This is a genomic window from Proteus sp. G2609 (assembly GCF_963896135.1).
Taxonomy (GTDB): Bacteria; Pseudomonadota; Gammaproteobacteria; order Enterobacterales; family Enterobacteriaceae; genus Proteus; species Proteus mirabilis.
This window is the reverse complement of sequence record NZ_CAWQNB010000009.1, coordinates 32,977-46,917: the sequence shown is the minus strand read 5'-3', so window position 1 is coordinate 46,917 and position 13,941 is coordinate 32,977. Positions and strand designations below refer to the sequence as shown.

Here is a 13,941-nt window from a genome sequence, read left to right as displayed (position 1 = left end):
TTGATGGGGGAGGTTTCCTCCCCCCAATTTTTGTTCAAGTTGTGAGATATGTGGTACAAGCACCCGGTCTTTAAAAATATCCCCCTATTTGGCCATCCCAATGAAATTCTTTTTTAAGATAACTGGATCTGTTACCTATGGTTATATTTGCTTTTAACGTACCATGACCAGAATCATTAATTCTACATTCTTCGTCTAATGCGTAGTGTGCTGATGTCGGCGATATTTCAGCTATTTTTTTAGAATGCTCGCTAAATATAATCTTATCTGGATAAGTTAATTTCTCATTAATATGTCCGATGAGTTTATCCGATGGATTTAATGTTACATCATATAATTCCGTAGTAATATAAATGGGATAAAGTAACTTTTTCGGCTCACCTTTAAATACTAATCTTGGCGTTAAAATAAGATGTGTTGTAGTGGTTGACCAACCATTTTGACAAGATGAAGCAAGGGTACCTGTATCTGTATAGATAAATTTAGAATTATAATCAAGAGAGATTATTTTATATGCGTTATTGGCAGGAAAATAGTCAATATTAATTTTATACTTTTTAGGATCGACATAAGGCTGATTATTACTATCAAAGGTTGTGACTTCTAGTGTTAATTGTTTTGGACTGGTTAGATATTGTTTCGGTACCTGAATTTTTACTGGGTCATGTATATTATATTTAGGTGCATAGTTTTGTCTTTCTTCTAAGGCGATAGAAGTGCCGTTTTCATCAAATAACTCGAAGTTAATCGCTTTAGGTGTGTCTGATGAAGACCATTTAACAATAAACTGATCGTCTGAAGTGTATAAAGGTTGCCAAGTTAAATCATCCAAATGTGTATTTGATTTGCTCTCTCCCGCAGATAGAAACTCAAATGAGTTAATTTTGATGCGAGGCGATGCTTGTATAATGACGTTATAGCTTTGCTCATGATCTTGAAAATAATTATTATTTTTCACCTCAAGTGTTAATGTTGTTTGCCCAATATTAAGGTTTTTGATAATCCCATCTGGGGTGATTTCAACTATGTTAGGTTGACTACTATACCAAGTTGCATTCGCTTCAACGGGGACATCTGGCGTAGGGCTTTGAGCCATCAATAATTTATCTGCAGCAGAATCAGGTGTTAATACAATATAATTCTTTTTAAAATAATAACTTAGTGCAGCTTTTTCTTGCTGATAGTCTACAGTTTGTCTATCAGCTAGGAATTTATCTGTAGCATCACTTTGTATTACTATTTTTGTTTTTCCTGGTTTAATGGCGGTTAAGTTACCTTTACTATCAATGGTGGCTACCAAGGTATCGCTACTAGAGAAATGAATGGGGGTATTTTTAACCTCTGGATTATCAAATTCCGCTGTTATTTGATGGGTAATGCCATCATTCCAGATCGATTGTATGGTGTGAGGAGAGGTTACTTTCAGTTTGGGTGGCGCTTTTTCTATCACTAAAGGATAGCTATTTTTAGCTGATGGATATTGCTCATTACCTAAGGTTTGTAAGGTAATAATTGTAGTACCAGCCTTTTTCATGGAGATTTGCCCACTTGTTGTATCAATGGAAGCAACAGTAGGATCAGAGCTTGACCATATTACCTGCATATTTTGTGGTACACCTTTATAACTTAACGCATCAATCACAGTTGATTTGTAGATTTCCTGTTGGATAGGTTTCTCAAAGGTAATTTCAGATTTAGGGATAGCCACTTTAATCGTCAATGGCTCTGCGATAGTTATTGTTTCAGCTTGAGCGGTTAAGATAATATCGGACATCGTATTTGCTGTAACATTTGTTTGATATTCACCATTGCCCACTGACTTTAATGGATTGTCACTAAAATTAGGCTTACCACTGATAGTTTTAATCTCAACATTCTTACCATCAATGGTATTACCGTATTTATCCATTAATTTTACGCTTAATAACGTACTATCTTTATTATCAGCATTTATAGAACGACGATGACTATTAAAGGTTGATTTATGAATATCTATTTCAGCCGGTATTACAGTAATATCTTGTGTTGATTTATAATTATTAGAATCAAGATAAGCGCTCATCTTCAAGCGTCCCGAGACATGACTAGTCACTCGATTCGTTGCTATCCCCTTATCATTAGTATAAGTGCTGTAATGATAATCATCTGCTGATCCGAGTAATTTCCATGACACAATAACATTAGGTAATACATTATTATTGGCATCAACGACAGTTGCTTGGTAGTTAACACCTTTATCTCCTGCGGTTATGGTTGTTCTATCAACCTCAACAGCGCGTATTTTCCATGTCGTCACATCGGCATTAAGTTGTAATATTTTTTGTTTTTTGAAATGGGTGCCATTTACCATAACACCAATCTGTGCTGTGCCCGATTGAGTTCCTGTTATTTCAATCTCATAGCGTCCCGGTGATATTTGTTGTGCTTGACTAAATTTGATGGTTGGATTTTTAGAAAATCCGCTTACTTGTTGGTTGGGGATGATATTTCCATTTTTATCTTTAATAACAAATGTCAATAATGCCTTATCTTTGCCATTAGCAATGATTTGACTCGGGTTCAACGACAGTTCTGACATCGTTTCATCAATGTGACCCGTTAAAAAGTGAACATCATCTGCTATATAAGTACCTGTTGCTAATATTGCGCTGACTTTGGCAACACCGACAGAGCGTCGAGATAATCCAACTATTGCTACACCATTATCATCTGTAAAAGTTAATGGTGTTTCGAGTTGACTACCTTCATTCGTTGACCAAGCGACAGGTACACCCATACCGACAGGATTATCATGGTTATCAACTAAATAGGCTTTATAAGTAATAGACTCCCCAGCATGTGGTTGCATATTGCTAATAGTAAAGTTTTTCACCTTTGCTGTTGTGTTATTAGGGAGCACCGTTAAAGAAACGGATTGTTTTATTGCTAATGGAGCAACGTGAGCCGATAACGAGGTTTTTCCGGTTTTTAATGCGCTCACTTGGGCTTGATAAATGCCTTTTTGTTTCTCTTTAAAGGGCGTAATCGTTGTTTGTAAATTAGTCTGCGGCGTTAAGGTGATTTTATTGGCTAAGTTGGGCAATAAATTACCTTCTTTATCCTTTAAGGTTATTGTTACGGTCGCTTTATTTGCCCCTGCTACAATAGTGTCAGGGAATATGGCAACAGTAGAAAGAGAGGCCGAAATATCACCTTCCGTAAAGGTGACAATGTGATCAGCATTGACAGATTGTTGGTTATTGAGCACTGCCGTTACTTTCGCTTTTCCTGCCTGAGTACTTGAGAGGGTAATTTCAGCTATTCCTTGCTTATTGGTCATGCTTAATGGTGCTGCAAGCTTACCGAGATCACTTATCCAACCGACAGTAACGCCTTTTGATACTGGATTGTTATGTTTATCGGTGATTTGTGCTTGAATAATGACTTTGTCTTTACCATTCGCTGTTACGGTATAAGGTGCCATAACCTTAACGGAGTGGATCTTGACTGTTTTATTATCTGTTAAAAATCCTAAAGATTGCGTTACCGTAATACTATCAATAGTGGCGGTAATTTGACTGAGTCCCGCTTTTGTACCTCTAATATGAGCTTGATAATTGCCGTTAGCCGTTTCTGTGATTTTACTGAATTGGATGGTGCTGTTATCCCCAATTAACGCAATATCGTTACTACGACCTATTACCGGATTATCAAATTTATCACGCAGGTCTATTTTACCCACAGCAAAGGCATTACCATCGGCAATGATAGATTGTGGTTCAATCGTCAAATAACTATTTTGTTGCACTGGCGCTCCCGCAACAAAGGTTACCTGAATGCTTTTTTTCTCTTTATTTGATAAATAGGCGGTAATTGTTGTTGGCTGTGCTTTGGTTCCTGAAATGACAACTTGCGTTCTGCCTTTTTCATCTGTTTGAGTAGTAGTTTCATCAATATGATTAATACTTGATTGCCAATAGACAGGGATATTTTTCAATGGGTTATGATAAGCATCAGTTAAGTTTGCTACTACGGTAATGCTATCTTGGTTATCTGCTATGGCAGATTGCTTATTATTTAATGTCGTTAATGTGAGAGTGGCACTTTTGAGATCTGCAACGGCAACTAAGTTAGTTTGTGCATGTTGACCATTATTTAATCGCGCGGTGATGGTTGTGATACCTGATTGTGATGTTGTTAGCGTATTTTTGGCGATACCTTGAGCATCGGTCTTAGTTTGTTGCTGAGCAAATTGAGTACCAGCACTCCCTTGCCAATTAACAATAGTATCAGGAAGTTGATTACCCAGTTTATCTGTTACTATTGCAGTAAGTTCTGCGGGATCTTGCTTATCTGCAACAATCTGATTTTTATTAACCAATAATTCACTAATCAAAGCTTGTTGCCCATTAGCAATAAAAGTAATTGGCTCAGCAGTAAAGGCATTGTTATTTATACGCGCAGTTACCCGCACACTGAGTGCTTGTGTACTGGTTAACTTGTTGGTGGTGATCCCTTGCTCATTAGTCATTGTGGTATGTTCAATGTTAACAATACTTTTATCGTGCTCAGTTTCCCAGCTAATTTGTGCATGAGGGAGCGGCTTACCAAACTGATCTTGTACTAATGCAGTAAGGAAGACAGGGGTTTGACCATCTGCGACATGAGTTGTAGAGGATGCGGTTATGGAGACAATAACCCCCTTAGCTTGGTTGGCGATAAATTGGGTTGTCGCGTGAGTCATCTTGTCGTTTATTTTGGCCCTCACGGTGACCGTACCGGCGACTTTACTTATCATAGTGGTGGTCGCCTTACCTTGCTCGTCTGTGGTTAATATGGTTTGTTTTAATTGTGCTTGGTTATCTGCCGATAATGTCACATGAGTAGCGGGTATCGGATTATTTTGCTTATCAACAACTTGTAATGAAATGGTTTTTTCTGTTTTACCATCGGCTAGAGAAAGTGGTGGTGTGATCGTGAAGTTTTGTTGTGGAATATAGGCGCTATCATTATCCACACTAAAATGGACTTCAGTCGAATAGGTTATCCCTTTTACTTGTACACCAATCTGCGAACTCCCTACTTGAGTATTAGTCACTGAAGCAATAATCTCACCTTGTTCATCCGTTTTTCTTGAGCTAATGACATTAGCACCATTACTGGCAGTAAAGTTGACTGGATAATGAGCCAATGGATTGTGGTTGCTATCAGTGACTCGTACTTTGATTTTATTTTGACTTTTACCGTCGGCTGGCGCGTTATCTTTTGTAACCGTTAGGTTGCCTTTTGCAATATGGGCAGTTTGATTATCGGCAATAAGTGTCACGGTTGCTGAGTTGAAGGTATTATCACGGAATACGGGGGTTAGGGTTAATTTTTCCGGTATGCTTCCTGCTGTAACCGTTAATTGATATTTCCCAGCAGCTAAACGAGAGAAAGTAGAAATACGGCTATTGCCTTTTTCTGTATCAGACTGTTGCTGTAAAGTAATTTCTTTACTATCAATATCAACGGGTAAATTATCATTATCAACGATGGATAATATTAACTTTTGGGTTGCTTCACCGTTAGCGAATAGTTGGCTCTGTTTAGGTGAAAATAGGCTATTACGCGTATTGATTAACGATTTATCTACAATAACCGTTGTTTGAACAGGCGCTGAACGATTGCCATGGGTATCAATGGCAACAGCACTAATGATATAGCTATTTTTCTCAATTGCACCAATTTGATATTGAGGCAAAATCACGGTGTAGTGAGTTCCACCATGATGTTTTATTTGCCCGCCTTGGGCATTTAACTTACTTGCGGACCATTCAATATTGGCTAACGGATATTTTGTTTTTACTTGAACTTGTAAATCGCGCTCCTCTTTAGCATAACCATTTATTGAATCAACCATAGAAAGGAAAACTAAAGTTTCCTTTTTATATTCTAAAATCATATCGTTATTACGATTAACAAAGTCATAACGACTTCCTGCTAATGTACGTATTGCTTTGACATTATCAGGATTAAGTTGTGAAGCGAGTGATTCTCCTATGCGGTAGGACAAGTTGATATTCAAGTTATTATCAGCACGATCATGTAAGCCAATACGACGCTCGGCATTTAATGTGACTAATGGTATCGGAGTATAATTAATCCCTAATGTGTAGGTATGTGGATTTTTGTCCCGTTTATCTTTGCCAAATAGACCAACTTCTTTACCGTAGTATTGTTCAAAGATTAATTTAGTGCCTAATTGTGGATAAGCTGGAAAATAGCCTTCTGTTCGAATGTCCCAACCATTCGCAGGGCGTTCACTATAATCTAAGATATTATTAGAGGCTCGCCAACTTGATAGACGGTGATAATGGTTAGAACTTAATTTGAAATAGTCTCGCCAAATTTCGGCGCCAATTCCCAAACGATTATGATGATGCGTTAAATCATGATCATAAAAGCCATTAATGCCGACCATAAATTTTTCAGTAAAATAGCGATAACCAATACCATAATTAAATTGGCTACGAAGATCTTTGCGATGATAGTTAGTTTGAGCAAAGATCAGCTTCTCTTTTTGTTCATATAATGGAATTAACAATTCCGCTGAGCTATTTTTTAAGGTGAGATTTTTATCTGCTGAAAGTGAAACTCGCGCATGCCCAAATTGATTAAGCCATTGTTCTATTTTCTGATTGGATTTACTGGAGATTTGGCTAATTGCATATTGTGTTACATCGATATTTTTATTGAGTAAAAATGAATTATCAACAATAATTTTAGCGAGCTCTTCGCCCTCTGTAGAGGGGATTGCTTCATCTTGATTATTGAGCCACTTTTTTTTTAATAAATATTCATTAGGAATATTAAGAATAGTTCCATCATTTATTTTTAGCTCACCCGTTAACGATACATGTTGTGGATTAGCTTCAATCAATTTAAATAATTTTATATTAAATTTTTTTGCAATAGATTCTGGGGTGTCACCCGCTTTGACTTGATAAGTATTTTTTTGATTTATATCGCTAATATTATGTTTTTTAAAATTATTCTCATTGGCAAAAGTCTGCGTAGGCATGGTTGGCACAATAGGAAATGCTAATTGTATAAAAATATTAAGCCAAGCGACTTTTCTCGTAATAGAACTGGGGCGTGGGGAAGGTACATTATTTAACGTCGTCATTTTTAAACTCATCGCAACAAATAATGATGAGATTTTCGTATTTATAGTTTTTTTAGATATCAGAAACTGAACTTTAAGTAATTAACTTAATAATATATAAAAAATAGCAGATGAAAATTTTAAATGTAAATAAAGATTTAATTTGACTTAGTTAGACATGCGCTAATCATGTATTAAAAAACAATGAATTCACTTTGTCTTATTTTAAAGTGTAATGATATAAAATATATTCATTGATATAGTTAATAAAAAGCCAATAGCAAGAGTACTATTGGCTTACTTATAGAGCGTGAAATACTAGATATCAACAAAAATATCAGGATCAGGCCCCAACCGCTTTCCTTTATCTAGTTGTTTTATTTCAGCAACTTCTTCTTTTTCTAATTTGAAATCAAAGATATGGAAGTTTTCTTCAATACGAGAAGGGGTAACTGATTTAGGAATAACAACCAAGCCACTATCTAAATGCCAACGTAACACAATTTGTGCCGGTGTTTTTTGGTATTTTTCTGCCAGTTTCTGAATAATAGGTTGGTCAAACACGCCTTCACCACCTTGTGCTAAAGGACTCCATGATTCTGTCACAATATTATGGGTGGTATTCCAAGCTCTTAATGAAGCTTGTTGCATCAATGGGTGAATTTCAATCTGATTAATGACAGGGGAAACGCCCGTTTCTGTAATAATGCGCTCAAGGTGCTCTTCTTTAAAATTACATACCCCAATACTTTTAACCAGTCCCTCTTTTTGTAACACAATCATCTGCTTCCAAGCGTCAAGGTATAGCTCGCGAGATGGCACTGGCCAATGCATTAAATAGAGATCAACATAATCAAGTTGTAATCGCTCAAGGCTTTCAAGTAATGCACCACGAGCATGGGATTGATCGTTGTTCCATAATTTGGTGGTAATAAATAATTCGTCTCGAGGAATAGTGCTTTGCTTTAATGCCTTACCAACACCTTCTTCGTTATGATAAATAGCGGCGGTATCAATCAGACGATAACCTGTGTCGAAAGCATGATGTACCGCTTTAATAACTTGATCATTATCTGCTTGCCAAACCCCAAGTCCAAGTTGTGGAATAGTGTTGCCATCAGATAGTTGGATCAATTTAGGATTACTCATTATATACCTCCAGTTGCCTTTAAGTACTTAGAGTGCTGCCATATAGATACGCTGGCTGACTTCCAAGGTGATATCCTGATGTTCACCGAGTGCGGTTTGTCCATGTTGTTGCAGTTTTTGCACTAAGGCTGGAATATCCGCTTCACTGATATTAAAGTCAGACAGCCGTGTTTTTAGTCCCATGCGTTCAAAGAATTTACGAGTCTCATTGATGGCGCTATCGATTTTAAATGCATCAGAGCCTTGATGGATCCCCCACACTTTTTGTGCATATTGGATCAACTTAGCGTATTTCTCCTGACGTTTTTCGTTTAATAGCGCGGGTAAGACAATCGCGAGGGTTTGTGCGTGATCAAGCCCGTGTAATGCAGTAATTTCATGGCCTAATGCATGGGTTGCCCAATCTTGCGGTACTCCAACACCAAGAATACCATTAAGTGCTTGGGATGCTGTCCACATTATATTAGCACGGATATCGTAGTCTTGTGGTGAGGTGAGGGCTTTCGGTCCTTCTTCGATTAAGATCCTTAATAGGCCTTCTGCATATTCATCTTGTACAAGCGCATTTACCGGATAAGTAAGATATTGCTCTAAAATATGAATAAATGCGTCAACAACGCCATTAGCGGTTTGTCTTGGTGGTAAAGAAAACGTTGCAGTTGGATCTAAAATAGCGCAATGAGGATAAACATGTGGGCTAGCAAAACTTTGTTTATCCATCGTTTGTTTTTTACTGATCACGGAAAAACAATTGGTTTCAGAGCCAGTTGCTGGAAGGGTTAGTACACAGCTTAATGGCAGTGCTTTTTCAATTGCCTGACCTCGGCTAGAGACAATCTCCCAAGGCTCTCCTTGATAAGGTATTGCAGCCGCAATAAATTTGGTTCCATCAACAACAGAGCCTCCTCCTACAGCCAGTAAATGAGTAATACCGTGATAACGAGCGTAAGCAACAGCTTTCATTAGCGTTTCATACGAAGGATTGGGTTCAATACCGCCAAACTCATGAATTTGATACCCTGGTAAGGCCGCATGCACTTGATCAAGTATCCCATTGCGCTTAATACTTCCACCGCCATAAGTTAATAAAATTCTTTCATTTTTCCCAATTTCAGAACGTAATTTTGCAATTTGTCCTTGACCAAAATGAATTCGAGTGGGGGAGTAATAAGTGAAATTTTGCATGGTTGTTTCCACCTTAATTTTATGTTCTTGATATGCTGTAGCATGACAAATCATTAGGAAAAATTATTTCACTGTATATAGACGGGATAATATGACATGACTATAACAGCGGGGTTATGAATGCGGGTGTTAAACCCTTTTTTTCATAACTATAGTTATTAATTGTAGTTAATTTATAAGGAGTAGTATGAAAAGTCATTATTTAACATTAAACCAAGCTCATTGGGATAAACAAGCCGCAATGCAAAATCAATGGTCTAAACCCGTGGACGATAAAGAAATTATCGAGGCAAAAAAAGGAAACTGGAAAGTACATTTAACGCCGAATCCCGTTAAAAAGGAGTGGTTAGCAGATATTAAAGGTAAAAACATACTCTGCTTAGCTTCAGCAGGTGGGCAACAAGCACCTATTTTAGCTGCTGCTGGTGGCATTGTGACCGTTTTTGATTTATCTGAAGGGCAACTGAGTAAAGATAGTCAATTGGCACAAAAACATCAGTTAGCTTTAACTACTCAACAAGGGGATATGGCTGATTTATCGGTATTTTCTGATGAAAGTTTTGATATTGTTTTTCATCCAATTTCAAATCTTTATGTACCTGATGTTAATCCTGTTTGGCAAGAATGTTATCGTGTATTGAGAAAAAACGGAGTTCTTATGGCGAGTTTTTATAACCCTGTAGTTTTTGTTGATGACAGAAATCAGGCATTGCGTGCACAAGGATTAATGAGACCGACTTATCGTTTGCCTTATAGTGATCAAAATTCATTACCTTCAGATATTTTGCAAGAAAAAATTGCAAAGGGAGACGGACTTGTATTTGGTCATTCGTTGACAGATTTGATTGGTGGGCAATTAAGAGCAGGTTTTTTATTACAAGATTTTGTTGAAGATTTTGCTCCTCAGGCTCGTTTTTTAATTGATAGTTATATTCCAACATTTCTTGCTTCGAAAGCCATTAAAATATAATAAATCAATTAGTTGAAATATTACCATTACAATAATAAATCTGTTTTATAAATATCTTAATAGGATAGGAGATAAGAAAATGAACAACTGAACGTGTGTCACAGCATCGAATAATACATAAAAAACGCCATTATTTTTACTTTAAATAATGGCGTTTTTGGTGTTACTCGAAATGGCTTATTTGGCGCTGTTATTGCTACTTTTACGATGACGAATATACATCACAATAGAGCCAATTAAACCGGCAGTTAATAGTAATACTGGTAATGTCATAAGAATATTCATCACCAATGTTTCATGTTTTTGAATAAAAGGGATCAGGTTCAGTATATAACCTAATGAGACAATAAGACCGACCCATAAGAAGCCACTAATCCAGTTAAATAGTTGGAAGCGACGTTGTTGTAATTCAGATAAACCTGCCAAAGTTGGTAGTAATGTACGTACAAAACCGATAAAACGGCCAATTAATAGTGCGTACAGGCCTCGACGATGGAAAAGATCATTGGCTTTATGGTGATATTGTTCGGGTAATTGAGCCATCCAACGTTTGACCACTTTAGTATCACTTAGCCAGCGGCCTTGCAGAAAGCCAAGCCAGCTACCAATACTCGCGGCGGTACCTAACACAATAATGGTTGGCAAGAAATGTAAAACATCTTTGGCAATTAATGCACCACAGAGAATTAATAATGTATCGCCGGGTAGAAATGCGGCAGGTAGAACCCCATTTTCCAGCATAATAATAACAAAAAGAACAATATAAATAATCCACAAAATATTTGGATCAGCTAGCACCATATAATCATGTTGCAGTAGCGCGTGAATTATCTCTTTTAATGTACCCATTCGGCGAACTCGCATCACAAAAAAACTATATGAGAGCTATTCTAACGTAAAAAGAAGATGATCGTTTGATTTAATCCCTGTGAAACCACAGGGATAGCTTTTTTTTAATAAAAAAAGAGATGAATTAGTTAGAAATACGTAAAAATGCTTGCTCTAGATCTTCAATTAAATCATCAATATTTTCTAAGCCGATATGTACTCTAAATAAGGTTCCTGCGAGAGTGGGCTGAGTGTCATATTGTCGCATCGCTTTAATATCATTGGGATGATAGCCTAAAATAAGAGATTCAAATCCACCCCATGAAAAGGCCATTTTAAACAGGGATAAGTTATCCAGAAAACGTGAAAATTCCTCAGTGGTGAGGATCTTTTTTAGACTAAAAGAGAACAACCCATTACTTCCAGTAAAATCACGTTGAAAATAGGTGTGCCCCGGACAAGAAGAGAGTGCTGGATGGTAGACATTATCCACTAGCGGGTGCTGTTTTAACCAACGCGCAATTTCTAATCCACTTTGCTCATGTTGTTTCATTCTAACTGCTAAGGTTCTTAAACCACGAGCTGCCATATAAGCTGTATCCGGATCTGCGCACTGGCCTAATAAATACGTGTTTTCACGTAATTGTGGCCAACAACGTTGATTAGCAACAGCAAAACCTAACATACCATCTGAGTGACCAATAATATATTTGGTCGCTGATTGGATAGAAATATCAGCACCTAAAGTAAGAGGTTTAAGTAATAAACCTGCTGCCCACGTATTATCAATCATTATAATAATATTTGGGTTATAGTGTCTTACCGCAGTGATAATACCTTGTAAATCTTGCACTTCCATCGTAATAGAGCCGGGTGATTCTAGAAAAACAATTTTTGTTTCAGGGCGTAATAATTGACTAATTTCAGTGCCGATTAAGGGATCAAAATAGGTTGTGGTGACAGAAAATTTACTTAATATCTGATCACAAAAATTTTGCGTGGGATCGTAAGCGGAACCAGTCACAAGGATATGACAACCTTGTTCAATAAACGCAAGAATAGATTGAGTAATAGCCGCCGCACCTGATGGAAATAATGCGCAACCGGTCCCTTGTTCTAGTTCGGTTAGTGCCTCTTGTAGTGCAAAATGCGTGGTAGTACCTCTTCGCCCATAAAATAGAGCGCCTTCAGCTCGTTTTTGGGTGGCTTCACGTTTTTGGGCAACCGTATCAAAAATAACCGATGAAGTTCGCTGTATAATAGGGTTTACTGCGCCTTGTGAATATTTTTTTGATCGACCACTTAATAGCAGTGAGGTTTCTGGTTTTTTTTGCGTCATCCTTTATACCTACTTGTTATGTAATGATGTGTTTACCCCAAGTTAATGCATTTTTTACTGAAGTACAAAAGAGGATCGCGACAGTTGATAAAATTTCACGTTATATGAAATAACGAAAAATTGTCTTAAAAATCGACAAATGAAAAAAAAATGGCTAAATAGTAATGATAATTACTATCAAAATGCTTCATGTTTGATATCATCTGAGCGTTTCTCTTTTTCCTGATGGCAACAGGATGATTGTAAATAAACGATTTTGGGTAAGTAGTGAAATAGAAACTTCATTACTGAATAGATAATTAGATAAGAAAGAGAGTAAAAGGCCAACTGATGCGTAATTTGACAGCTTCTATTATATTGGCAATCGGTCTGACAGGCTCTGCTTTTGCGGATACGACACCGGCTAAGCAAACTGAGCAACCTGCGACTACGGCCACTTCTTCAACCGCTTCTACACAGGGAACGGCGACTACAACGATTGCACCAACAGCAGAAAATACGGCAACGCCAACGGGGGAAGCAGCCAAAACTGCAACTTCTGAAACACCAGTGGCAGAAGAGAATACATCGACGAGTACAGGAGATGCTGCACAGACAGCTCTAGAGCCAGAAAATGCCACGCAAGGTGCGACACCTGAAATCGTCACTGGAGGGGGATTTGCTGAAGATCTCTCTGTTATGGGAATGTATCGCAATGCAGATCTCGTGGTAAAAAGTGTCATGATCGGTTTGCTACTCGCCTCTATTGTCACTTGGGCGCTGTTCTTTGCTAAAGGTAGCTACTTATTAGCATTACGTCGTCGTTTAAGAAATGAAAGTGCGCAATTAGTAGAAGCGAAATCCCTCAAAGAGGCATTAGCGATTAGCAAAAAATTTGGCAATAAAAGTGCGACAGCCGACTTTTTTAATGATGCTGAATTAGAGCGTACTTACTCTCAAGAGAGTCACGTTGCATCCGGTATTAAAGAGCGTGTTGAGATGCGCATGGAGCGTCGTGTCGCCGCTATTATTCGTGAATTAGGACGTGGTAATGGTTATTTAGCGACCATTGGGGCAATTTCTCCTTTTATCGGTTTGTTTGGTACGGTTTGGGGGATCATGAATAGTTTTATTGGTATTGCGCATTCTCAAACTACCAACTTAGCGGTGGTTGCCCCCGGTATCGCAGAAGCATTATTAGCAACCGCCATCGGCTTGATTGCCGCTATCCCTGCGGTCATTATTTACAATATTTTTGCACGTATGATTTCCGGTTATCGTGGTGAAATTGGCGATATTGCAACAGGTGTAGTGACCTTAGTCAGTCGTGACTTAGATATTGAAAACAGCAAATCAAGGTAATGA

The 13,941-nt window shown here is 37.7% G+C and carries 7 protein-coding genes; 2 read left to right on the top strand and 5 right to left on the bottom strand.

Features of this window, described 5'->3' with window-relative positions:
- Nucleotides 1-70: 70 nt before the first annotated feature.
- The 3 genes from AACV01_RS03500 to AACV01_RS03490 all read right to left on the bottom strand — a co-directional run bounded on the left by AACV01_RS03500 (nt 71) and on the right by AACV01_RS03490 (nt 9,460).
- On the bottom strand, nt 71-7,147 hold the full coding sequence (locus AACV01_RS03500) for an Ig-like domain-containing protein (RefSeq protein WP_161682443.1): 7,077 nt from the start codon (nt 7,145-7,147) through the stop codon (nt 71-73).
- A gap of 297 nt (nt 7,148-7,444) precedes the next feature.
- The gene (dkgA, locus tag AACV01_RS03495; protein ID WP_161682441.1) at nt 7,445-8,275 is read right to left on the bottom strand and encodes a 2,5-didehydrogluconate reductase DkgA; all 831 of its coding nucleotides are present in this window, start codon (nt 8,273-8,275) and stop codon (nt 7,445-7,447) included.
- 27 nt (nt 8,276-8,302) lie between these two features.
- Nucleotides 8,303-9,460, bottom strand: a complete 1,158-nt coding sequence (locus AACV01_RS03490; protein ID WP_087740912.1) for an iron-containing alcohol dehydrogenase — start codon at nt 9,458-9,460, stop codon at nt 8,303-8,305.
- A gap of 187 nt (nt 9,461-9,647) precedes the next feature.
- Between AACV01_RS03490 and AACV01_RS03485 the strand changes: the two genes are divergently transcribed.
- Complete coding sequence (locus AACV01_RS03485; RefSeq protein WP_004245193.1) at nt 9,648-10,430, top strand: class I SAM-dependent methyltransferase; 783 nt, start codon at nt 9,648-9,650, stop codon at nt 10,428-10,430.
- Between the two features lie 177 nt (nt 10,431-10,607).
- Here AACV01_RS03485 and AACV01_RS03480 read toward each other — a convergent pair whose 3' ends face one another.
- Together AACV01_RS03480 and metC are read right to left on the bottom strand one after the other, a co-directional pair.
- The gene (locus AACV01_RS03480) at nt 10,608-11,279 is read right to left on the bottom strand and encodes a DedA family protein (RefSeq protein ID WP_004248983.1); all 672 of its coding nucleotides are present in this window, start codon (nt 11,277-11,279) and stop codon (nt 10,608-10,610) included.
- A gap of 124 nt (nt 11,280-11,403) precedes the next feature.
- Nucleotides 11,404-12,597 carry a cystathionine beta-lyase gene (gene metC, locus AACV01_RS03475; RefSeq protein ID WP_004245190.1) on the bottom strand — a complete coding sequence of 398 codons (1,194 nt, stop codon included), beginning with the start codon at nt 12,595-12,597 and terminating at the stop codon, nt 11,404-11,406.
- Nucleotides 12,598-12,927: 330 nt separating this feature from the next.
- On the opposite strand from metC, the gene exbB reads away from it, so the two are divergent.
- A complete protein-coding gene (gene exbB / locus AACV01_RS03470) occupies nt 12,928-13,938 on the top strand; it encodes a tonB-system energizer ExbB (RefSeq protein ID WP_161682439.1) in 1,011 nt (336 codons plus the stop codon).
- Nucleotides 13,939-13,941 lie beyond the last annotated feature (3 nt).

Coding starts and splice junctions, on each gene's coding strand:
- AACV01_RS03480 (WP_004248983.1), bottom strand. CDS start 11,279: ATGGGTACATTAAAAGAGATAATTCACGCGCTACTGCAACATGATTAT.
- AACV01_RS03490 (WP_087740912.1), bottom strand. CDS start 9,460: ATGCAAAATTTCACTTATTACTCCCCCACTCGAATTCATTTTGGTCAA.
- exbB (WP_161682439.1), top strand. CDS start 12,928: ATGCGTAATTTGACAGCTTCTATTATATTGGCAATCGGTCTGACAGGC.
- AACV01_RS03500 (WP_161682443.1), bottom strand. CDS start 7,147: ATGACGACGTTAAATAATGTACCTTCCCCACGCCCCAGTTCTATTACG.
- AACV01_RS03485 (WP_004245193.1), top strand. CDS start 9,648: ATGAAAAGTCATTATTTAACATTAAACCAAGCTCATTGGGATAAACAA.
- dkgA (WP_161682441.1), bottom strand. CDS start 8,275: ATGAGTAATCCTAAATTGATCCAACTATCTGATGGCAACACTATTCCA.
- metC (WP_004245190.1), bottom strand. CDS start 12,597: ATGACGCAAAAAAAACCAGAAACCTCACTGCTATTAAGTGGTCGATCA.